Source organism: Carboxylicivirga marina (assembly GCF_016612505.1).
Lineage (GTDB): Bacteria > Bacteroidota > Bacteroidia > Bacteroidales > Marinilabiliaceae > Carboxylicivirga > Carboxylicivirga marina.
The window spans coordinates 44,754-68,704 of record NZ_JAENRR010000006.1 but is presented as its reverse complement, the minus strand read 5'-3'; the positions used below and the strand labels follow the sequence as shown (position 1 = coordinate 68,704).

The following is a 23,951-nucleotide window of genomic DNA, read 5'->3' as shown; positions in this document are numbered from 1 at the left end:
ATGAGAATAAAATTATCATATATTTTTATTATTGTCTGTCTTGGGATTACACTCTTAGCAGGTGCTCAGCAAGTGACTGGGTCTCAAAACGAATTTGTTAAAGGTAAAATTCGTATCAAACTTAAGAAGGAGAATCTGCAAGAAGTCAATCAGCTAAAAGGTGCTCATTCACAAAATAGCACTATGTCTTTAGGCATTGAGCCAATTGATGCCCTAAATGATGGTTTTGGCATTAAACGTATTCACCGGGTATTTCCTTTTTCTCTGAAGCATGAAGCCAAGCACCGCGAATATGGTTTACACTTATGGTTCGAGTTGGAATTTGATGCCTCAATGAATCCGGAAGCAATTTCTGAGCAATACCGATTGCTGGAAGATGTGGCAATAGCTAAGCCTGTTTATAAAAAAGTGTTTGTTGGTTCAGATGAAGGACCTGTCTATTTTAATATTGACTCACTTCGTTTAATAGGTAAAGCCAAAGAAAAGGTCATTGTAAATAATCAATTAAAGAGCGGCTCAACGGCAGTAGAATTTAATGATCCACTTCTGCCCGATCAATGGCATTATGCCAATGATGGACGGGTAGGAAATGCCAATGAAGACATTGATTTAACAAAGGCCTGGGCTAAATCAACAGGTAGTTCTGATGTTATTGTATCTGTTGTAGATGGTGGTATTGATACCGAGCATGAAGATCTGAAGGACAATCTATGGGTCAATGAGGCAGAGTTAAATGGTGAAGAAGGCGTTGATGATGACCAAAATGGTTATGTGGATGATGTTTACGGATATAATTTCGTCTTTGGCGGACCTGTAACTGCACACGATCATGGGACGCATGTTGCTGGTACCATTGGTGCTGTTTCTAATAATGGTATTGGTGTAGCCGGTGTAGCTGGTGGTGATGGTTCAGGTAATGGTGTACGCCTGATGGCATGCCAAATTTATGATGCCAGACCTGGAGGTGAAGGAAACTTTCCGGCAGCGATCATTTATGGTGCTGACCACGGAGCAGTTATTTCACAGAACTCATGGGGGTATTCACAGCCAGGTTTCTTTGAACCGGAAGTATACGATGCAGTAAAGTATTTTATTGCCGAAGCAGGCCAATACGAAGGCAGTCCGATGAATGGCGGTATTTTTATTGCTGCCGCAGGTAATGACGGTCGCGAGCATGCCCATTATCCTTCTGCCTTTGATGAAGCTATTTCAGTAGGTGCATCAGGTCCAACCGGGCAGCCTGCACCTTACACTAACTATGGTAAATGGCTGGACATATTGGCACCTGGAGGTGATCAGGCCTACTATAATGAAGAAGGTGGAGTTCTGAGTACTTTGCCTGATAATGAATATGGTTTTTTTCAGGGGACTTCGATGGCCTGTCCACATGTGTCGGGTGTTGCCGCTCTCGTACTTGCAAAATATGGTGGGCCTTCCATGCGTCCCGACGAGTTAAGGAAAATATTATTGAACGCCGTCGATCCCTTTGATTTTGAAGATGAGGGTAAGTATGGAGTAGGTAAATTAAATGCCTTAAATACACTTGTAGATGAAAGTAGTATAGCACCGGATAAGATTGAAGATTATAGGGCAAGTGAAGTATTTCATAATGAAGTACGATTAATGTGGACAGTACCACGCGACAGTGATAATTTTCAGCCAAAGTACTTCCACTTAGCACTTTCTTTAGAACCGATTACAAATAGTAATTTTTATCAGCAAAGTCTGATTACTTTTGAAAATTCTTATGAGGCAGGGGATACCGTTTCTATTTCAGTAGCAGGCCTTCGAAAGCAGGCTAAGTATTATTCGGCCATTAGTTCGAGCGATCGCTTTGACAATATGTCAGAGGTGTCGAACATAATCAGTTTTGTAACAACTGATGAACCTAAGTTTGCCGAATCAACACGTCAGATTTACTTAAATATTGATGTGACACAAGCCGATAAGACACAGGTGCCGGTTACTTTTTCAAATGTTGGGGAAGGTATATTGTACTGGAACAGCTCTGTTATCAATGACAATGATTTTTGGATTAATTACCGTGATTGGGAAAAAGCCAGGGAAGAAGCTACCGCTGTAGCTGCAGCTAATCCTGAATTTTTTGAGGCGACACGTTCGTATGAGCAAGATGTCTCTATATTAAAAAGTAGTGGGGTACCTTATTCTCCAGAACTTTTTAAATACGATAATACGGCTTATAAATCAGGCTATAGTTATTTCACGGGAGGCCCCTTATTTACATTGGGTACGGGTAATCCCAACGCCGGTTTGATTTTTGCGACTCGTTTTAGAGTCCCTGAAAATCAAAGCTTCAATATGACCCATGTGGATCTCGGATTAAGTACCTTGCTAAACGATTCGCCCGTTAAAATTGAGATAAAGAAAAGTAAGGAAGGAGTTTTAGCCAATGCCGAAACGGTATTCTTTCAGGAATATGTGCCGGAAAATAAAGAAGGCATGCAGAATTGTCGCATTCCTTTATATAAAGCTCAAAAGTTCGAGAGTTGGGAATATTTTTGGGTAGTCTTGTATTTTTCGCCTGAAGAGAAATACCCCTTGGTGATGGAATATAGTAATTACGCCGGTGACTATTCCGATTATTTCCTGCTATCAACCAATAATGGAGTTTCCTATATAAATGCTTTCGAGTTGATGAATTATCGGCGTGTAGCCCCATTGGTTGGTGCATTTAGTACTGGTAAGGATGGTGCATATGTTTATTTAGCACCGAATTTCGGAGAGATAAATGGAGGTGAATCGCAAGAAGTACTGGTGTCTGTTGAAGCCGGGAATCTAACCAATGGTAAACACTCTGCTTCCATTGGTATTAATACCAATGATCGTAACAAACAAGGTATTGCTATTGATGTGTTGTTAGAAGTGAGCGGTCAGCAGGCTGAATGTGAAGTAAATGAAATTTATACTTATAAATTATTACAGAATGTAGCAAGTTCCTTAGACTTGGAAGTTCAAAATACGGGACTTGATACCCTAATAGTTACTAGTTTATACAATGTTGACAATACAATTCTGGAGGATTATCCGGATAGTGTTGTATCGGTATTGCCAGGTGAAAAGGCACTGCTCCCCTTTAGCTATACAGCCTTAAGCACAGGGCAGTTGTTTGATCGGGTAACTTTAACTACCAATGTAGGTGAGTATTATGCAGATCTTGTATTTGATGTAACACCACCTGCTGTAATGAACCTGAGTTTGGATCAAACAGCGATTACCTTGCTAGATGGTGAAGTTAAAGAATTGGAGTTGACCATTACTAATGCCTCATCAGATGCGATATTGGAATACTCTCTCGAAGATTATGAACAGCTAATTGTAGAAACAGGACGAATGCCTGATAAAATAAATTATCAGATGCTTTCTTCCAATGATATCGGTGGACCAGCCGCTAATCAGTGGGATGAGATAAAGGGATTTTCTCAGGTGCTTCGGGGTGATTCATTGCGTTATCAGACGGCACCAATCGATTTAGGCCTGAAGTTTCCTTTTGAGAACAATGTGCTTTCCGGCATATGGTCTTTACCGGGAAAATCTGTGCCGCAATTGTTCTTTTACTCATGGGGAGATTTAGGTTTTTTCACAGAAGAGGAAGCTAAATTTATGGATATTGGCAGTGGAGCCTTCAGCCCTCTATGGATGGATGCTAAATACCAGGAGGTAGATAATATTTACTACCATAGCTTTGGCGATAGAGTGGTATTTACATTCGATATTAATCTGGCAGTGAAAAGGCACTCGAATGAGACGCCAGGTAAAATGGAATTCCAGCTGGTCTTATTTAAGGATGGGGCTATTGAATATCGTTATAAGAATGTTTCAGAACTCAATAAACGACCTGAGATAAAATATGCTATTGGTATACAGGGTATTTTGGAGGAAGATTGGTATGAGTATACGAGTTTTTCTGACAATCTTAAAACAGTAAGCGATGGCATGGTCATTCGTTTTGAACCGCTGAGTGATGCAAATATGGTATATGCCAGCAACAGGCTTAAAGGGCTTGTGCCGGTTAATAGTGCTATAAGCGTTCCTGTTACGATTGATCCTTCAGTGTTGGAGTTAAATCAGGGCATATATACCAATCGAATTAAAGTTTTAGCTAATACACAGTCAGGTCAGGAGGAAATAGCATTAACAGTCAATATTACTGGTGAAGCAAAATTAGCGGCCGACAGTGAGATAGACTTTGATTGGCTTAGAATTGGTGATGCCGATACTTTGTATTTAAATGTTGTTAATACCGGAAGTGCAAACGGGGAAATAATAAACCTTGCATTGGCTAACCCTGCCTATACAATCAATATCTTGACTCCAATTGTGATACCTGCTGATGGTAATGTGCAGATTCCTGTCATTTTTGCACCATTGCAGGCTCAGGAATACAATAGTAGTTTAACACTGAGCTATGGTGATGGTAGTCAGGAAGCTGTAATGTTAAAAGGTGAGGGGAGGCATGATCCTTCGTATAACCTGTCCGTAGATGGAAGCTTAACCCTAGATTTAAGGGCTGGAGAAATTAGTACAGTGCCAGTAAGCATTAGTGTTGATGCCAATACCGATGAACTTAGTTATACCTTAACTAATGGATTATTTACTCAATTAAAAGATCCGAAAAATGTAACAGGAAATCCATTAAATGAGAGTTTTAAGGATATTCCTGGGTTTGAGATGAGCTCATCTAAGGAAGGCATAGAATTTCATCGATGGAATAATATTAAAGGTCTTGGAACCAAGTACGAGATTTTAGATGGTAAACATGAAATGATAGAGTTGCCTTTCGCATTTCCTTTTTATGGCGAGCTGTATGATACCATTTGGGTATCTAATAATGGATATGCTACACTTGAAGAACCATTTGCAGAAGGGAGTCATTATGATTTTCTACCAGATGATGGATTAAAAGCCATGATTGCACCATTTTGGAATGGCTTTTTACAGCCTAGTGAAGCAGGCGATGGCGTATGGTATTATGAAGACACAGATAGCAGTGTGATACTACAATGGACGAATTTTAAGAGTGTAGATTTCGTATCGCAAGGCCTTATGACCTTTCAGTTGCAATTAACGGCCGATGGTTACATTTGGTTTCATTATAAGGATGTGTCAGGATATAAAGGGGGTTTTTCAATGGGTATCGAGAGCCCTGACGAGCAAGAGGTAATTGGCGAATCCTTAATGGTGATGAATTTTGAGCCAATGGCTCAGGATTCTACCAGTATTGTGTTAATACCTTCTTTATCAGACAATATCTCTGCAGGTCAAACACAAGATATGCAATTAATATTGGATGGTCGCCTGGTAAATTATTCGGGTGCATATCGTGATACAGTTGTCTTGCATACTAATAGCCTGGCACAGCCAAGCACTGAAATTCCGGTACTTGTAAACTATAGCGGTGAACCTGTTCTGGAAACAGTAGATAGTATCATTTGGATAAATGAAATTTATCATAGCCAACTGGTTCTGGAGAGGGAAATAGTTCTTAAAAATACAGGTGTTAATGAGTTGTTTATTAATCAAATTACCCACGATAAGTTAACTGATCTGAACCTGTTTGATGAGCAAGGAAATGAAATTATAATGAGTAGTTCAGGACTTTTGGCTCCACCGCTCGAAATCTTACCATGGCAAACCCTGACACTTCGTTCGAATATTCCTGTAGTAGAACTTTCAGAAGAACAATTACCGGAAGAAGCGAATATTGAAGATGCAACAATAACGTTTATAAGTAATGCAAAGGATGTAACGACACATGTGAATGCATCATTTGTTGATTCACCTGTGTTTACATGGGATGCTCAGGATCAAAGCTACCACTTGCAACAAGATTCGACATTTGTAATAACTATGACTAATGCGGGTCCATCACCATTGGAATATGATTTATTGGCTGCAGTGGCAGGCAAGGGAGGTGAAGAAACATACCCGGGAGTAATTAGTGAGCCTGGTAGTTACCATACCGACCAACCTGTAACAATGGACTCGGTGCAACATGATGTTAAAAGTTTGGCGGATGGACATTTCACATCATTCCAGGCACCACATTTAGGTTTTGCTAATGAATTTATCGCCGGGGAAGGTGGCTTTTCTTTAACACATGTACAAACACTTGTTAAATTAACTTCATTGAATGAGAAGGTTAAGCTTGCTATTTACCTTGGTGGCGATGAGCCACAACGAGGCGATACCATCTATCAGCAGCAGTATACCATCAATCGCTATGTGGAGGATGAGTGGGTGTACTTTCCGCTTAATACTGTTATTAACATTCCTGAAGGTGAGAAATTCTTTATTGAAGTAGCGCCGCCGGCCAGTTCGAACAAGATGGCTTATGAAATTCCAGGCGATAAAGATCTGGAGTGGAAATCGTGGACAGCACCTTACTATAACGATACAGTACAGTTGGATTCTCAATTTGGAGGCTGGCTGCCTATTGCTGAAGAAGGCGGTTTAAATGGTGTTTGGAAGATAAGAGGAGTAACTGCAGCCGTAGAAGGGCAGTGGGTAGAGTTAGAGCCATCTAAAGGAACAATTTTACCTGGGGAAGCACTTAAAGTGACTGCAACCATGTATCCTGAGAAGGGAGAGGTTGGCAGTAATTTGGCACGTATTATTGTTAATACAAATGATCAGAATCATTCGCGTGATGAATTCGAGTTGATAATGCATGTGAATGGAGCCCCACAATTAAAAATGTGGCCTAATAAATACACCGATACTCTAAAAGTCAGGGAGACCGAAGAAGCCGTTTGGAATTACCTGTTTAATGATCCGGAAGGTAAAGAGGTGACCATATCCATAGAGCAGACTAATGATACATTGGTACCTGTATTGGTGCAGCACGGGCCGAATCTGGCTGAGGTATCTATTAAAACAGACTACAATAGTGCAGGCGTATACAATTATCCGGTTCAGATAGCTGATGTAAGTGGTAATATTACGCATGATACCATATGTGTAGAGGTTCAGAATTTGAACCGTAGACCTGTATTTAATGAGGAGTATGGTGTAATTACCCTGAATATGGCCGATCCGGAAATCAGGACGTTTACCGTTGAGGATGTATTTTCTGATCCTGACGGAGATGAATTGCGGATGTATGCCGGTAACTGGACACCGGAGCTGATAGATATGGCAATTGGTAATAGCTACATATCCTTACATCCTCTGCAAACAGGTACTGGTTTTGTGGTATTTGCTGCTGATGATGGTTATGAAAATGGATTTACGGCCGTAGGCTGTTATGTTTTGATCACTAATAATCCGGATGACGTAAGTACTGCTCCAAATGGGTTTGAAAGTATTAACGAGGTATTTGTGGAATCAGCTGCTGGCGTGATGGTATTACCAAATCCGGTGGCTGACGGTATGGCAAATGTCGTGTTTAAAATGAAGGAAGAAGGTGATGTTTCTCTTCAGCTCTATGGCTTACAAGGACAGTTACACAAAACAATGAACTTGGGAACATTTGAAGAGGGTATTCAGGTGTCAAACTTAAAAGTGCATGACTTAGCACCTGGTGTATATTTGTGTCGATTGATGAGTAATGATAAGCAGATAGGAACCTGTAAGGTGGTAATAAAACAGTAGTGACTGTGATTAATGTTAATAACGTTTATTGTTTTTTTAAAGATAAAACAACCTGAATGCAGGCTTTAGGGCCTGCCTTAAACCATCAACGGATGGATAAGAAAGACTAAGGAAATTAATAAATAGGACAAGAAAGATTTCATAGGTAGGTTTAGGTTGTGATTGGAAGGAGTAGAAGGGCGTGTAGGTTACCTTCTCTCCTCCAATAGCTATGATTGGTGTTTTAAATTGACGGCTTAAAATTATACGCTTATTTTTTTACTAATTTGATGATAGGTTTAAGTTGCATATAATGAGTGTTGTAGGGTGTTGGGTTGAGAAAAGATGTGCCTGTGTTTGTTAATTTCATTTAGGAGAAATTGTGAGAAATGGCTCCTATTATGATGAATTTTAACGGCTGATATTTTCTTCGAATTAACATATTTGTATAGGTGAGTTGATGAGTTTGAGGTACACTCTTAAACAAACAAATGAATATAACTAATTAATCATTTCATAGACAGAGTTTTGGTTTGTAGGTTGCAGAAGAGGGGAGACTCCCCTCTTCAAGCAACCATCTAGCGACTTCGGTGAAGGAAATTACAATTCTCCTTGAGATGAAATGATTTGCTAAGGTAATGACGATAAAAGAGATAGAATGTGGTATAAATATTTAAAATGGGGATTAGTTTTTGGTTTAATCAGTTTTATATGTGTTTTTTTAACTGGTGTTTTGTGGGGTAAAGTAAATACATATTGGTGGTTCGTAATCAGTTTAGTTTCAAGTTTGTTTATCGGAGTACTCGTATTTTATATCAGTCGAATTATGAATTATAAAGAGATTAAAGCACTGAGAAATATTCGTATTGAAGAAAAAGAGGAAAGTATTCTGGTAGATGGAATCGCTTGTTGCATTGGTGATAAAAAGAAGGTTGGTAAGTTATTTATGACGAATCAAAAATTGTTTTTTAAAGCTGCTGAGAGTCATTCTCAGATGAGTTTTGAAATTGAGGGTATTTCTGATATTAAAATATATCGAAAATGGAGAATGATAGGTGCCGGACTAATGTTTAATTATAATGGTGAGCAGACTCAATTTAATGTAGATTATCCGGGTGATTGGAAGGCCTTAATTGAAACAGGGCAGGAGTTTAAAAAACAGTGCTTGGTTGCTAACCCTATAGTCGTAGAAGTTTGATTATTATGAGATTGACAATAATAGCTTAATTAAGAAGTGATAGAGAATAAATAGTGGTATTTATTCTCTTTTTTTAATGTATTATTCAACAACATGATATCATTGATGTAATGCAAATGAGTTTGAATATAATATAATATCAATTTGCAATACTAAAGCTCGTTATCTATCTTTAGTTACCAGATTGAAATGCTTTTGGGGAGGATAAAGGAAACATTATCATAAAATAATTTATAAAGAAATCATTCGTTGTAGACTATGGTCGTATTCAAGCAGGAATTAGACGAACTTAAACAAAAGATAATTAATACGGCTGTATTGGGGGCAGCACTAACATATTTACCAGGTTCACTTCTTTCCCTTCTTCGTATTTTCTATTTTGGTTGGTTAAATGTGTATTATTTGCACATTTTTGTTGTTGTATTTGCTATCGGGCTTTTAGCCTTTAGAAAAAAGGTAAACTATTCGATTATTATCCATGTTCTGACAGTAATGGTGCTTGTTGTTTCATTCGCTACACTGGTTAATTTTTCGTTTACAGGAGCTGCTTTCATCCTTTTTGCAGTTAACTTTCTCCCACTTATATTATATAGTAAGCGTTTAGCTTTTGCCTATTCTTTTGTCTATTTCATAGGATATTTTACAATTGCACTCTTACATGAGTTCTCTTTTTTGACCGATGCAGTGGATTTTGACGAGTACATGGATGACTTATTTATGTGGTTTGCATATGGTTTTTTCTATGCCATTGCGCTTTGCTATCTTGGATATATGCTCAATATGTATTACGTCTTGTACATTAAAGCTATTAAAAGAGTTGTTAATTATTCCAACGAACTACAAGAATCTTTGAAGAAAGTTAAATTTCAGAATGCTCGATTTACATCGTTTATGGATGCTTATCCTTTTCATGTAAGTATTAAAGATGAAAGTAAGAAGTATGTGTTTGGGAATAGTTCTATCTTAGAATTAGCAAAGTTAAATCGTCAGGATATGTTAGGTTTGTCAGCTCATGATGTATTTCCTGGAGAGTTGGCCAGGCAGATGGAACAAATAGATCAACAAGTTATTAATACCAGAGAATCTGTTACAACAAAAGTATATGTTGATTTTGAGGGGGAAAGGGATAAGTACTACGAAGTCATTAAGTTTCCTTTACTAAGCGAAGAAAATAAAATGTTAGTAGGAGGTTTGTCAATAGATATTACCAGGCAGGAGAAAGTTGAAAAAGAACTAAAGCTCAGTGAGCAACGGTATCGGTCAATTTTTGAGGGTAGCATAGATGGTATTCTGTTTTTGGATGAAAAACTTCATATCATTGATTGCAATCAGGCTTATTGCGACTTTATTGGCTATTCGAAAGATGAACTGATTGGAAAGTATCACGATATCCCTATTCTGGATAAAACTTATGACTGGGAATCTTTAGTTTTGAAACTGGCTACAGAAACACGTGTTGGTGCTAAGAATATTCAGGTTGATGGCGTCCGAAAAGATGGAAAATTAATTTATTCTGATTGTGTTATCTATAAACTTAATGAGGAGAATAAAGATCTCATATGGGCGGTGGTGCGCGATATTGGTGAGAAAAAAAGTCAGGAAACAGAGATATTAAGCACCATGATAAAATCAGAGGAAGGTGAACGCTCCAGATTTGCGATGGAGTTGCATGATGGTTTAGTGCCTGTTCTTTCAACAACATTGGGTTATTTACATATCTTACGAAACGAAAAAGATGAAGAAAAAGCCAGGGAATACAATGAACGGATTAAACAACTGCTAAATGAGTCCATAAGTAGCATAAGGGAAATATCGAATAATATCAGTCCCGATATTTTGGCTAAATTTGGTTTAGTGCAGGCTATTCGGGCTTTTTGTGAGAAGCTAAGGCCGATACATGAAATTGAATTTTCCATTGATACAAACCTGACAAGCCGTACAAATGAAATTATTGAATTTGTTTTGTATCGTTTATTAACAGAGTTGATTAATAATACCATAAAATATTCAAAAGCTACTAATGTTAATATTAGTATTAAGCAAGTGGGTAATGTATTGACACTCAAATATAATGATGATGGTGTCGGGTTTGATTATGATTCAGAACAAAAATCGGCCAAGGGATTAGGACTGGTAAACCTCGAAAACCGAATAGAGAAGTTAGGTGGGCAGTTTTCATTTATTTCAAGTAAAGATAACGGGGTCCAAGTTGAAGCGATCTTTAAAACAACATATTTATGATACGCATAGTTATAGTAGAGGATTTACCCATGATTCAGGAAGGCATTAAATTACTGATTAATGCGGTAGGTGATTTTGAAATTGTGGCTGAATACAGCAATGGAAAAGAATTTACAGATGATGTGCGTAATTTAGATGTTGATATCGTTCTAATGGATATTGGAATGCCTGTTATGGACGGCATTGATGCTACAAAGCTTGCAGTTAGCCTTTGTCCGGATATCAAAATTATTGCACTGAGTGTTTATTCCGATCGAAAATACTATTACAGTATGGTTACTGCCGGAGCAAGAGGTTTTGTATTAAAGCAATCAACGCCTGAAGAATTAGAGGGGGCCATTCGTGAGGTGAATAATGATGGCAATTTCTTTTCACCTGATTTATTACACTCTATTATTGTGAATATACACGGACTGGAAGAAGAAATCACACAGGATAATCAAGCTAAGAAGGAGCTACTCAACCTAACCGACCATCAGGTGCGCTTACTTGAATTTATTTGCCAAGGTTTAACCAATCAAGAATTGGCAAAAAAAATGTTTGTAACCCTCGCTACAATCGAGTCCAATAAGAGAAGATTGATGCAAAAAACAAATACTAAAAACAATGCAGGTTTGATTATTTGGGCTATTAAGAATAAGGTTGTTGAGATATAATTCATAATAAAAAGCATCGAGTTATTGTACCTGTAACCTTTTACTTATATCTGGTGTAGTACTTCATCAAACTTATATTATCTATGACTAAAAGGTAAATTGATTAGCTTAATTATATTTTGAGTTTGGCTAATTCGCTATAGTTGTTTTTAGCATTACTACAAAGGTATATGCGATAATTAAATTTGATTTTTATTGATCAACAAAGAATAAAATCAATTTAAAGGATTTAGCACGCCTATAGTTTATTCAAACAATTTCTGATATTTCTTTACTGAAGACTTGTTGCCTCAAGAACGATAAAGGATTAAATTATTATCGTCCCTTATAGAGGTAGTATGATTAGTAATTAAACGATCGTTTTATTCGATAAAATATTATGCATAATTATGCGGTTTTATTTTTTTCAAAAAAATCGCATTTTAACTTCCAAAACATCTACAATTTAACTTACGGCCTACAACATAGTCTTCGCACATTATCCTCTTCTTAGTATCAAAATAATCAAAAAGTTATCAACAAGTGTCATAAAGTGGGTTAATGTGGTTGCAAGTGGTTTTAAAGTTTTATACTTTTACCATTGAAAATTATATTTTGTAATGGCCACATTTATAGGTGATTTTGCTTGTAAGCCCGACGCAAAAGGGCGGGTTGTCTTGCCTTCACTCTTCAAAAAAGAGATGAGTGATAAGGGGCAGACTGCTTTTGTGGTGCGCAAAAACCTCTTTGATAATTGTCTTGATTTAATTCCACAAAGTGAATGGCAAAAGGAGGTTCAGTTGATTGAGAGTAAACTGAGTAGTTTTCGTCAGAAAGATCAGCGATTGAAAAGAGCATTATTTCGTTCTACTGCTGAAGTGAATTTAGATGGCAATGGTCGATTTCTGGTGCCTAAACGCTTAATGGAAATGATTGCCATTAATAGCGAGGTGGTATTGTTAGGTGTTGGTGAGAAGATAGAAATGTGGAGTAAGCAACAGTTGGAGGATGATGGTTTGCCTGGCGATGAAGTTGGAGAGTTGGCAGAAGCGTTGCTAGGCACTAACTTTGGCGGTGAAGAAGAAAAGTAAAGGATATGGAACAAGGGTATCACATACCGGTATTGCTCAATGAATCAATTGATGGTTTAAATATAAGGCCCAATGGTGTTTATGTTGATTTGACCTTCGGAGGGGGAGGGCATTCTCGCGAAATATTGAGCCGTTTAGATGACGAAGGTAGGTTGGTTGTCTTTGATCAGGATGAGGATGCATATAAGAATCGACCTGAAGATGAACGTTTGTTGTTTGTTCGTCATAATTTTCAGTACCTGTCTCACTTCCTAAAGTATTTGAAAATCGATAAGGTAGATGGTATACTTGGCGATTTGGGAGTGTCGTCTCATCATTTTGATGCTGCAGAGCGTGGGTTCTCATTCCGTTTTGATGGGAAATTAGATATGCGAATGGGGCAAGGTCTAAAAATGACGGCAGCTGATTTGGTTAATACATACGCGTTAGATGATTTGAAGCGTATCTTTTGGCAGTATGGTGAAATAAAGTCATCGTATAAGCTGGCATCGGAAATTATTAATCAACGTGCAAGTCGGCCATTTGAAACCACAACGGATTTAAAAGAATTAGCTGAGAAAATTGGGCCAAAAAAAGAAAATTCAAAGTTTCTGGCACAAGTGTTTCAGGCGTTACGTATTGAAGTTAATAAGGAAATGGACGTGCTTAAGTCGGTACTAATGCAAAGTACTGATTCGATAAAGCAAGGAGGTCGATTGTCTGTTATTTCCTACCATAGCTTAGAAGATAGGTTGGTGAAGAATTTTATTCGCTCAGGAGATTGTGATAAAACGCAAGCTGACAAAGATATTTACGGACGATCAGATGTGCCGTTTAAAGCGGTGAATAGAAAAATTATCATTCCCGATGATGAAGAGATTGAGCGCAATAACAGGGCGCGAAGCGCAAAACTTAGAGTGGCAGAAAGATTATGAAGTGGCGAATGAAAAAAATACCCGAGTTTATCCTTTCTAAAGAGGATGTTGATGAACTGAAAAACATCTCAATGCGAGATGTGATTAACGGTCGTCTTTTTACTCGTTCTTTGATTGCCAATCAATTGCCATTTGCGTTGTTTTTGGCATTTTTTGCTTTTTTATATATCGGTAATCATTATCGCATGGAAGAGCAAATGCGCGAAATTGCTCTATTGAATAAAGAACTGAAATCATTACGTTATGAGGCTATTACAACATCTTCGGAGTTGATGTATATGAGTAAGCAAAGTGAAGTGCTGAAAAAGATCAGGTCCAAACAGTTGGATTTAGAGGAGTTGACTGAGCCGCCACGTCGATTAAAAGTGAAAAAATAAATGCAGATTAAGAAGAGCATCATACTACGTTTTGGCCTATTGTACATAGGTGTTGCAGCTTTGGCGGTTGTGATACTTGGTAAGGCCTTGTATTTGCGTATTGTTGATGGTGATAAGTGGGAAGAGGTTGTGGAGAAGCACAATAATAAAGACATAGTTATTGATGCAAACCGGGGTGATATTCTGGCTTCCGATTTCAGGAAACTGGCCTGTTCCGTTCCAACTTATCGCATTTATATGGATATGCGGGCGCACGGATTATCAGATGAAGTGTTTGATGGTAATATTGATAGTTTATCGTATTTATTGTCGCGTTTTTTTGGCGATCGCTCCAAGGCTTCTTTCAAAACAGGATTAACCAAAGCTCGTGCCCAAGGGAAAAGATATTATCGTGTGCATACACGCCGTATTTCTTTTACTGAATTAAAGAAGGTGAAAGAGTTTCCTTTATTTCGTTTAGGTGCCAATAAGGGAGGTTTTATTCCGAAGAAATATGAAAATAGGCGATTGCCATTTGGAGAGTTGGCGGCACGAACAGTTGGTAGTTTGTATGCAGAAAAAGATCTGGGTGGCCGATTTGGATTAGAGATGGCTTATAATAATAGTCTTAAAGGAATTTCAGGTGTGAGTACGCGCACGCGTGTGAGTGGTAATTGGGTGGTTGAAGAGCAGGTTGAGCCTGTAGATGGTCATGATATCGTAACTACAATAGATATTGGTTTGCAGGATGTAGCTGAATCGGCTTTGTTGCAACAACTGCAAAAGCATAAAGCAGATCATGGTTGCGCTGTATTGATGGAGGTTGAAACAGGGAAAATACGCGCCATTGCTAATCTTGGTCGCGCTTCAACTGGTAAGTACATCGAAAAATATAATTATGCCATTGGTGAAGCTACCGAGCCTGGTTCAACTTTTAAGCTTGCTTCCATGATTGTAGCACTCGAAGATGGTGTCGTTCAGTTGGGTGATAGCATTGAAACCGGAAAAGGGTATTGTTATTTCTATGATAGAAAAATGACGGATAGTCACCATGGTGGTTATGGGACTTTATCTGTGAGGGAAGTTTTTGAGAAATCGTCTAATGTTGGTGTTTCAAAAATTATCTTTGATAATTATCGCGATAATCCTCGTCGTTTTGTTGATCGATTGTATGCAATGGGTCTTAACAAACCATTAGGAATTGAAATAAAAGGAGAGGCAATTCCGAAGTTAAAGTATCCAGGCGAGAAAGACTGGTGGGGAACTACTTTGCCCTGGATGTCCATCGGGTATGAAATTCAGCAAACCCCGCTTCAGGTCTTAACATTTTATAATGCAGTAGCTAATAATGGGCGTATGGTTAAGCCAATGTTTGTTGAGTCTATTCAACATCATGGCGAGCTTATTAAAGAAATAACACCTACTGTTATTAATCCATCCATTTGTTCCTTAGAGACAATTGAAAAGGTGCACGAAATGATGGTGGGTGTTGTTGAAAGAGGAACAACTAAGAATATCAAAAACAATCGCTATCAAATTGCTGGTAAAACAGGTACGGCTCAAATATCTAACGAAACAACTTCATATAAAGATAAAAAGCATCAGGCTTCTTTTGTTGGTTACTTCCCGGCAGATAAGCCTTTGTACTCGTGTATTGTGGTGGTGCATGCTCCTTCAAATAATGTGTATTACGCTAACGTGGTAGCAGGATCGGTGTTTAAAGAAATTTCTGATAGAGTGTATGCACAAAGTTATCAGCACTCAGAAATAGAGACAGAATTTGAAGTGGAATTAGCTAAGCATCAGCCGTATTCTAAAGGAGGTAAAAAGGAGGATTTGGTAACTGTGCTCGAAGAAGTTGGCATTCTGTTTCAGGGCAAGGAGCTTGAGGCTGATTGGATTTCAACTTCGGCCCGTGAGCATGATATAAGCCTGAAGCGTAAAAATTTCCCGGCTGGTATTGTGCCAAATGTGAAGGGCTTGGGTGCTAAAGATGCGGTTGCCATTCTAGAGAATATGGGAATTAAAGTTGTGTTAAGCGGAGTTGGTCGTGTTAAGCAGCAATCAATGACCGCTGGTCAGAATTACCGAAAGGGTTCAACTATTTATTTGAAAATGGGCTAAGCAATGAAGAAATTATCCGATATAATTAAAGGTATAACAGTCGTAGAACGCATCAATGACAATGATTGTGAAGTTGAGCAAATTGTGTTTGATTCGAGAAAGGCTGCCAGAAATAATGTGTTTGTGGCAATGCCGGGGACGGTAGTTGATGGTCATCAATTTATACCTCAGGTAATTGAAGCAGGTTGTCGTTGTGTTGTATGCGAGGTGGTTCCTGTAGATTATCCTGATGATGTGGTCATTCTTAAAGTAGATGATGCTTCCCTTGTACTGGGGCAGATGGCTGCTGCTTTTTACAATCATCCATCACAAAAAATACAACTGGTTGGCGTAACCGGCACCAACGGTAAGACGACAACTGCAACCCTATTGTATCATTTAGTGATGAACATGGGCTATAAGGCCGGATTGTTTTCTACTGTTGCTAATTATATTGGTAAAACGAAGATTGATGCTACTCATACAACGCCTGATGCGCTAACATTGAATAAAACAATGGCTGAGATGGTGGAGGCTGGTTGTGAATATTGTTTTATGGAAGTTAGTTCACATGCCTTGGTTCAAAACCGAGTGGCTGGCTTGGATTTTAAAGGAGGCCTGTTTACGAATATTACACATGATCATCTTGATTATCATAAAACTTTTAAAGCCTACATTGACGCAAAAAAATCATTTTTCGATGGATTGAGTAAGTCATCATTTGCATTGACTAATGGAGATGACAAGAATGGACAGATCATGCTTCAAAATACGAAAGCTGAAAAATATAGCTATTCCTTACGGGGAATGGGTGATTTTAGAGGTCGCATCATTGAAAGTATGTTTGAAGGGATGCAATTAGATATTGATGGGCAGGAAATTTGGACACAGTTTGTGGGTGATTTTAATGCGCAAAACCTTCTGAATGTTTATGGTGCTGCATGTTTGCTTGGTTTTGAGAAGCAGGATGTACAGGTGGCTTTGAGTCAATTGAAGCCGGTTGACGGGCGTTTTGAGACGATTCGCTCGGCATCAGGAAAAACCGCCATTGTTGATTATGCGCACACACCAGATGCGCTTAAGAATGTGGTGGAAACAATTAACCTTGTACGTCAGGCTAAGCAACAATTGATAACCGTTGTAGGAGCAGGTGGCGATCGAGATCCTCTCAAGCGACCAGAAATGGCGAGAGAAGCTGTTTCAGGAAGTTCAAAAGTAATTCTAACATCGGATAATCCACGAAGTGAAGATCCTGAGGTAATTATTTCTCAAATGATGGAGGGAGTTTCTTTTAAGGAGCGAATTAAAGTTTTGTCTATTGTCAATCGTCGGGAGGCAATTCGTACGGCATGTATGGTTGCCGGACCGGGCGATATTATTTTAATAGCTGGAAAGGGGCACGAAACCTACCAGGAAATAAAAGGCGTGCGCAATCATTTTGATGATAGAGAAATTGTAAACGAAGTATTTAACGAAGAATAAAACCTAAATCATGTTGTATTATCTATTTGAATACCTTGAAAAAATGAATATTCCGGGAGCCGGGATGTTTCAATACATCACCTTTAGGGCTGGCTTGTCTGTGATTGTTGCGCTGGTTACGGCTACTATCTTTGGTAAGATGGCTATTCGTTTGTTGCAGCGACAGCAGATTGGTGAGGTAGTGCGTGATTTAGGGCTGGAAGGGCAGTACGAGAAAAAAGGAACGCCTACCATGGGAGGTGTTATTATTATTGCTTCTATTCTAATTCCGGTTTTGTTATTAACAAAGCTTGATAATATATATATCATTTTGATGATTGTATCAACCTTGTGGTTGGGTGCAATTGGTTTTATCGATGATTATATTAAGGTTTTTAAAAAGGATAAAGAGGGCTTGGCAGGTCGCTTTAAAATTGCAGGTCAGGTGGGTATCGGATTGATAGTAGCTATTACATTGTTTTCAAGTGGAGATGTCGTTATTCGAGAAAAGATACCTGGTGAAACGGTTAATGTGCAGCTAGATAATGGCGCTGAAGTTGAGCGTGCAGCAACGCGTGAAGTGAAATCAACAATCACCAATGTGCCTTTTCTAAAGAATCATCGCTTTGATTATTCATCGGTGCTATGGTTTTTAGGCGATCAGGCTAAGAAGTGGGGGTGGTTGATTTTTGCAATGGCTGTTATCTTTATTATAACGGCAGTGTCAAACGGGGCAAATATTACAGATGGATTGGATGGCTTGGCTACGGGTACATCTGCCATCATAGGTGTTACCTTAGGTATTTTTGCTTATCTGTCGAGTAATGTAATTTATGCTGATTATCTGAATATCATGTACATTCCGCATTCGCAGGAATTGGTGGTGTTTATGGCGGCTTTTATTGGAGCTACAGTTGGCTTTCTGTGGTACAATTCTTTTCCTGCTCAGGTTTTTATGGGCGATACGGGTAGTTTAACACTGGGCGGAATTATTGCAGTCTTCGCCATCTTGCTTCGTATTGAATTATTGATTCCAATATTGTGTGGAATCTTCCTCGTGGAGAATTTGTCGGTGATGATTCAGGTTTCGTGGTTTAAATACACCAAAAAAAGATATGGAGTTGGGCGCCGGGTGTTTAAGATGGCTCCGCTTCACCATCATTACCAAAAGATTGGATATACCGAATCTAAAATTGTGACGCGATTCTGGATTATTGGAATCATACTGGCTGTTTTAACAATAGTAACACTTAAAGTACGATAAGAGGTATGCAGAGACTGGTTGTATTAGGAGCAGGCGAAAGTGGTGTTGGGGCAGCTTTATTAGCAAAGCAGCAAGGCTGGGATGTGTTTGTATCTGATAGTGGCATTATTAAAGAAGGTTTTCAAAAGGAGCTTGACCAGGCTAATATAAAATGGGAGCAAGGTGTGCATACGCTCGATCTTATTTTTAATGCTGATGAAGTGGTGAAGAGCCCTGGTATTCCTGATGCAGTGCCGTTGATACAACAATTGCATTCACGCAGTATTCCTGTGATATCTGAGATTGAATTTGCCGGTCGTTATACACAGTCTAAAACTATTTGCATAACTGGTAGTAATGGTAAAACCACTACTACTATGTTAATTCATTATTTGCTAAAGCATTCGGGTGTTAATGTTGAGATGGCCGGTAATGTGGGTACAAGTTTAGCGCGTCAGATTGCTGATGGAAAAACGCCGGAGTGGTTTGTGATAGAGTTAAGCAGTTTTCAATTGGATGGTATGTATCAATTTAAAGCTGATATTGCTGTTCTGTTGAATATTACGCCTGATCATCTTGACCGCTACGAATACAAAATGCAAAAATACATCAATAGTAAGTTTAGGATTGTTCAAAATCAAACTGAAGAAGATGTTTTTGTGTATTGTCAGGATGATGATTTGATAGCAGGTGAGTTGCCAAAACGGATATTCAAATCTGAGCTGTTGCCGTTTACTCAAAATGATATATTAAAGCAGGGGGCATACTCTACGCTAGATGAGTTGATTATTAACTATAACGATGAAACTATGAGTATATTTTCACAAGACTTATCGTTGCAAGGACGTCATAATTTGTATAATTCAATGGCGGCCGGAATTGTTGCAAAAGTCTTAAAAATTCGGAAAAAGTTAATACGAGAAAGTCTGTCGAGTTTTAAAGGCGTGGCGCATCGATTAGAAAAAGTGGCTGCTGTACGTGGAATTGAGTTTATTAATGATTCAAAAGCCACAAATGTTAATGCAACATGGTATGCTCTTGAGTGCATGACGAAACCTGTCATTTGGATAGCCGGTGGTGTTGATAAGGGTAATGAATACGATGAATTAATGCCGTTAGTCGAGAAAAAAGTTAAGTCAATTATCTGTCTTGGCGTTGATAATGAAAAGTTATTGAAAGCGTTCGGTGGTAAGGTAAAATCTATTCGTGAAGTACAATCGATGGATGATGCTGTAGCGATAGCATACAATCAGGGGAAGAAGAACGAAGTCGTATTGCTGTCTCCGGCCTGTGCTAGTTTTGATTTGTTTGATAATTATATACAACGCGGAGAGCAATTTAAAGAAAGTGTGAGAAATTTGTAGTGCACAAACTAAATTATGAACGAATTAATTAAGAAATATATTAAAGGTGATCGTATTATTTGGTACGTCATATTACTGTTGTCAGTATTTTCCTGCCTGGTGGTTTATAGTGCTACGGGTAATTTGGCCTATAAGCATCAGGATGGTAATGCGGTATATTACCTTTTTCGCCATGCGAAATTCTTATTGGTTGGTCTCGCTATAATCATAGCCGTACATCACATTAATTACAAGTGGTTTGCGAGGTTTGCAACGGTATTTCTTTATATATCCATTGCTTTATTGATAGTAACTGCGGTATCAGGTGTAAGTCTCAACCAGGCCAGTAGGTGGTTAACTGTACCTGTTGTGGGTATTTCTTTTCAGCCATCTGAAATTGCTAAGTTGGCTTTAATGATGTACATCGCTAAGGTGTTGGCTCAATTTCAAGCGAATGATCGTACGGCAGATGAAGCGTTTAAGCCAATAATGATTCATGTTGCCATCGTTTGTGGATTGATATTTAAAGATGACTTCTCAACTGCGGCATTAATTGGATTTACCAGTTGGCTGGTAATGATGATAGGCCGAGTATCCATGAGATATCTGTTTGGAACGGTTGCTGCTGTTCTTATATTTGTGTCGGTTGTTATTTGGCTTTCCGATTATGTTCCTTTTTTACATCGTGCCAGTACCTGGAAAGCCCGTGTTGAGCGCTTTGTGGGAGGTGGTGATGATTCTGAAGATGGTAGTACTACGGTTGATTATCAATCGCAACGATCGCAGATGGCTATTGCAACAAGCGGCGTTTTTATGGGGCGTGGTCCTGGAAATAGTCAGCAACGATATTTCTTACCTCATCCATACAGTGATTTTGTTTATGCTATCATTATTGAGGAATGGGGGATACTGATAGGTGGCTTTCTAATTATGTTTGCGTATTTAATTTTATTATTTCGAGCAGGTGTGATCGTGAGAGCGAGTAGTCGCACTTTTCCGGCATTCTTAGTTGTAGGCTTATCTACTTTGTTAGTGGTGCAGGCCTTTATAAATATGGGCGTGGCGGTAGGTGTTATGCCTGTAACAGGGCAGCCATTGCCATTGGTGAGTATGGGTGGTACTTCCACTTTGTTTACGTGCCTGGCTTTTGGTGCCATTTTAAGTGTGAGTCGTAATAATATTGAAGAAAAAGAATTGGAAACCAATACTGAAAATCAATAAAGCTATGCGCTCAATTAAAGTGATAATTAGCGGAGGAGGAACTGGAGGTCATATTTTTCCTGCCATTTCAATTGCTAATGCGGTAAAATCAATACAGCCCGATGCCGAAATATTATTTGTTGGTGCTCAGGGTAAGATGGAAATGGAAAAAGTGCCTGCTGCAGGTTATGAAATTGTGGGATTACCTGTTGCTGGATTTCATCGCAAATTAACCCTTCGTAATCTGGCTTTTCCTTTTAAGTTGATCAGAAGTATGCTAAAGGCTCGTAGTGTTATTAAGTCATTTAAACCTGATGTGGCTGTTGGCGTAGGTGGTTATGCAAGTGGGCCTGTGTTGCGAATTGCTTCTCAGTCAGGGATTCCAAGTTTAATACAGGAACAAAATTCTTTTCCGGGTGTGACTAACCGAATATTGGCGAAGAAAGCACATAAGATATGTGTTGCTTACGAAAATATGCAGCGCTTCTTTCCTGAAGATAAGATTACCATAACTGGAAACCCGGTGCGTAACGATTTGTTGAATGATGTCAAGAAAGATGAGGCACTTAAGTTTTGGAATTTAGATATCGACAAGAAAACAATACTTGTTATTGGTGGGAGTTTAGGTGCTCGCTCTGTTAATAATGGGATTATTGAAACTCTTAATGAACTGCCTGATGGAGTTCAGATGATTTGGCAAACTGGTAAGTTTTATTTCGAAGAAATGAAAAAGAAGTTACCTGAACATTTAAAAGACCGAGTACTTGTGCTTGATTTTATAAGTCGTATGGATATGGCTTTTGCTGCTGCTGACCTAGTGGTTTCCCGGGCTGGTGCAAGTTCCATTTCGGAATTGGCAATTCTTGGAAAACCCACTGTTTTTGTACCATCTCCAAATGTGTCGGAAGATCATCAATCTAAAAACGCTATGGCCTTGGTTGAAAAAGAGGCAGCTGTTTTGGTGCGTGATGCTGAGGTGAATTGTCTTATTAAAGAAGCATCTGAACTCTTAAACGATGAAGCGAGGTTATTGAGCCTGGCAGAAAATGTGAAGGGCTTTGCTAAACCCAATGCTGCATTTGATATTGCTAATGAGGTAATTAAAATGGCTCAAAAGAACTAATATGTTGCAATTGAAAGATATCAAGAATGTATATTTTGTCGGTGTTGGCGGCATTGGTATGAGTGCTATCGCTCGTTTCTTTAAATATGAGGGTTTAAATGTTGCTGGCTATGATCGGGTATCGACCGTACTAACGAAGGAATTGGAGTCCGAAGGAATTGATATTCATTATGATGACGATATAAAGCAAATTGCACTGAATTATCAACATAAAGAATCGACTTTAGTGGTTTATACGCCTGCCATTCCTCAAGAGCATTCTGAATTAAAATATTTTATAGGCAAGGGCTTCGATGTTAGAAAAAGAGCTGCTGTTCTTGGGTTGATTTCACAAGGAATGCAAAGTGTTTGTGTGGCAGGTACGCATGGTAAAACTACCATTTCATCAATGACTGCACATCTATATAAGCAATCGGCTGTTGGATGTAATGCTTTTTTAGGTGGAATAGTTAATAACTATAAAACTAATTTTCTGCACGATGCACATTCGCGAGTTGTGGTGCTGGAAGCAGATGAATTCGATCGATCGTTTTTACACTTGAAGCCCCACTTGGCGCTCTTGTCTGCGATGGACGCCGATCACCTCGATATATATGGAGATGCTGAAACTATAAATGATGCGTTTTTGGAGTTTGTAGATAAAATCGAAGCTGGAGGAGTGTTGCTTCATAAGCTTGGGTTGCCCGTAGGTGAGGTAAGTGATGAGATTGAAGTGTTTACATATTCAATTACTGACAATGCTGATTTTTCTGCTCATAATATCAGATTAGTTGATGGTTTGTATCATTTCGACTTACGTTCGCCTTTTGGAATTATAAAAGGCTTGAAAATGGGGGTGCCTGCTTTGGTGAATGTCGAAAATGCCGTTGGGGCGATTGGTTTAGCACTTTTGGGTGGTGTTGAAGGGGATGAGATTAAAGCATCTTTACCCACTTTTGAAGGGATTCGTCGCCGTTTTCAATATCGAATTAAATCAGATGATTTGGTATTTATTGACGATTATGCGCATCATCCTGAAGAGATAAATGCAACCTTAAACTCTGTCAAAGCCATATATCCAGATAGTCATATAACTGTGATTTTTCAGCCGCATTTATATACTCGGACGCGTGATTTTGCTGAAGGATTTGCAGCATCGCTTGATGTGTGTGATCGGGTTTTGCTGCTTGATATTTATCCGGCACGAGAAATGCCGATTGCAGGTGTTGATTCTTCTCTGATTGTAAAATATATGAAGAATAGAGAAGTCGAATTGGTTTCTAAAGCTGATATATTTAAGGTGTTAATCGGTCGAAAAATGGAGGTTGTTTTAACGCTTGGAGCCGGTGATATTGATAAGGAGGTGCCTCTTTTAGAAGAGGAATTGAATGTGTTTATCAGCAATAAATAGCCGTTTGGCAAATTGTTAATAAATAATAATAAATACTCAATAGTTAGAGCTCGGAAAAAGTTA

The 23,951-nt window shown here is 38.7% G+C and carries 14 protein-coding genes; all 14 read left to right on the top strand.

Translation table 11 applies throughout. From position 1 onward, the window contains the following. The 14 genes from JIV24_RS03895 (at position 1) to murC (ending at position 23,888) form a co-directional block, all read left to right on the top strand. Positions 1-7,611, top strand: coding sequence for a S8 family serine peptidase (locus tag JIV24_RS03895; protein ID WP_200463700.1), 7,611 nt, complete (start codon positions 1-3; stop codon positions 7,609-7,611). A gap of 637 nt (positions 7,612-8,248) precedes the next feature. After that, positions 8,249-8,788 carry a hypothetical protein gene (locus tag JIV24_RS03890; RefSeq protein WP_200463699.1) on the top strand — a complete coding sequence of 180 codons (540 nt, stop codon included), beginning with the start codon at positions 8,249-8,251 and terminating at the stop codon, positions 8,786-8,788. Between the two features lie 258 nt (positions 8,789-9,046). Further along, complete coding sequence (locus JIV24_RS03885; protein WP_200463698.1) at positions 9,047-11,029, top strand: PAS domain S-box protein; 1,983 nt, start codon at positions 9,047-9,049, stop codon at positions 11,027-11,029. After that, a complete protein-coding gene (locus JIV24_RS03880) occupies positions 11,026-11,685 on the top strand; it encodes a response regulator transcription factor (RefSeq protein ID WP_200463697.1) in 660 nt (219 codons plus the stop codon). The genes JIV24_RS03885 and JIV24_RS03880 overlap by 4 nt, the downstream gene beginning before the upstream one ends. A gap of 599 nt (positions 11,686-12,284) precedes the next feature. After that, on the top strand, positions 12,285-12,755 hold the full coding sequence (locus tag JIV24_RS03875; RefSeq protein WP_200463696.1) for a division/cell wall cluster transcriptional repressor MraZ: 471 nt from the start codon (positions 12,285-12,287) through the stop codon (positions 12,753-12,755). Between the two features lie 5 nt (positions 12,756-12,760). Further along, a complete protein-coding gene (gene rsmH / locus JIV24_RS03870) occupies positions 12,761-13,669 on the top strand; it encodes a 16S rRNA (cytosine(1402)-N(4))-methyltransferase RsmH (RefSeq protein WP_200463695.1) in 909 nt (302 codons plus the stop codon). Between the two features lie 8 nt (positions 13,670-13,677). Further along, positions 13,678-14,046 (top strand): FtsL-like putative cell division protein, encoded by a 369-nt coding sequence (locus JIV24_RS03865; protein WP_200463694.1) that lies wholly within the window; start codon positions 13,678-13,680, stop codon positions 14,044-14,046. Continuing rightward, on the top strand, positions 14,047-16,149 hold the full coding sequence (locus JIV24_RS03860; RefSeq protein ID WP_200463693.1) for a penicillin-binding protein: 2,103 nt from the start codon (positions 14,047-14,049) through the stop codon (positions 16,147-16,149). A 3-nt stretch (positions 16,150-16,152) separates the two neighbouring features. Next, a complete protein-coding gene (locus tag JIV24_RS03855; RefSeq protein WP_200463692.1) occupies positions 16,153-17,610 on the top strand; it encodes a UDP-N-acetylmuramoyl-L-alanyl-D-glutamate--2,6-diaminopimelate ligase in 1,458 nt (485 codons plus the stop codon). 10 nt (positions 17,611-17,620) lie between these two features. Further along, entirely contained in the window at positions 17,621-18,853 is a 1,233-nt protein-coding gene (mraY, locus tag JIV24_RS03850; protein WP_200463691.1) for a phospho-N-acetylmuramoyl-pentapeptide-transferase, read from the top strand. Between the two features lie 5 nt (positions 18,854-18,858). Then, positions 18,859-20,196, top strand: a complete 1,338-nt coding sequence (murD, locus tag JIV24_RS03845) for a UDP-N-acetylmuramoyl-L-alanine--D-glutamate ligase (RefSeq protein WP_200463690.1) — start codon at positions 18,859-18,861, stop codon at positions 20,194-20,196. Between the two features lie 15 nt (positions 20,197-20,211). After that, the gene (locus JIV24_RS03840) at positions 20,212-21,396 is read left to right on the top strand and encodes an FtsW/RodA/SpoVE family cell cycle protein (RefSeq protein WP_200463689.1); all 1,185 of its coding nucleotides are present in this window, start codon (positions 20,212-20,214) and stop codon (positions 21,394-21,396) included. Positions 21,397-21,400: 4 nt separating this feature from the next. After that, entirely contained in the window at positions 21,401-22,498 is a 1,098-nt protein-coding gene (murG, locus tag JIV24_RS03835) for an undecaprenyldiphospho-muramoylpentapeptide beta-N-acetylglucosaminyltransferase (RefSeq protein ID WP_200463688.1), read from the top strand. A 1-nt stretch (position 22,499) separates the two neighbouring features. Continuing rightward, a complete protein-coding gene (gene murC / locus JIV24_RS03830; protein ID WP_200463687.1) occupies positions 22,500-23,888 on the top strand; it encodes a UDP-N-acetylmuramate--L-alanine ligase in 1,389 nt (462 codons plus the stop codon). Positions 23,889-23,951 lie beyond the last annotated feature (63 nt).

Bases quoted from the DNA above. Each gene is read 5' to 3' on its own strand.
- JIV24_RS03895 (WP_200463700.1), top strand. From the start codon at position 1: ATGAGAATAAAATTATCATATATTTTTATTATTGTCTGTCTTGGGATT.
- JIV24_RS03890 (WP_200463699.1), top strand. From the start codon at position 8,249: ATGTGGTATAAATATTTAAAATGGGGATTAGTTTTTGGTTTAATCAGT.
- JIV24_RS03885 (WP_200463698.1), top strand. From the start codon at position 9,047: ATGGTCGTATTCAAGCAGGAATTAGACGAACTTAAACAAAAGATAATT.
- JIV24_RS03880 (WP_200463697.1), top strand. From the start codon at position 11,026: ATGATACGCATAGTTATAGTAGAGGATTTACCCATGATTCAGGAAGGC.
- JIV24_RS03875 (WP_200463696.1), top strand. From the start codon at position 12,285: ATGGCCACATTTATAGGTGATTTTGCTTGTAAGCCCGACGCAAAAGGG.
- rsmH (WP_200463695.1), top strand. From the start codon at position 12,761: ATGGAACAAGGGTATCACATACCGGTATTGCTCAATGAATCAATTGAT.
- JIV24_RS03865 (WP_200463694.1), top strand. From the start codon at position 13,678: ATGAAAAAAATACCCGAGTTTATCCTTTCTAAAGAGGATGTTGATGAA.
- JIV24_RS03860 (WP_200463693.1), top strand. From the start codon at position 14,047: ATGCAGATTAAGAAGAGCATCATACTACGTTTTGGCCTATTGTACATA.
- JIV24_RS03855 (WP_200463692.1), top strand. From the start codon at position 16,153: ATGAAGAAATTATCCGATATAATTAAAGGTATAACAGTCGTAGAACGC.
- mraY (WP_200463691.1), top strand. From the start codon at position 17,621: ATGTTGTATTATCTATTTGAATACCTTGAAAAAATGAATATTCCGGGA.
- murD (WP_200463690.1), top strand. From the start codon at position 18,859: ATGCAGAGACTGGTTGTATTAGGAGCAGGCGAAAGTGGTGTTGGGGCA.
- JIV24_RS03840 (WP_200463689.1), top strand. From the start codon at position 20,212: ATGAACGAATTAATTAAGAAATATATTAAAGGTGATCGTATTATTTGG.
- murG (WP_200463688.1), top strand. From the start codon at position 21,401: ATGCGCTCAATTAAAGTGATAATTAGCGGAGGAGGAACTGGAGGTCAT.
- murC (WP_200463687.1), top strand. From the start codon at position 22,500: ATGTTGCAATTGAAAGATATCAAGAATGTATATTTTGTCGGTGTTGGC.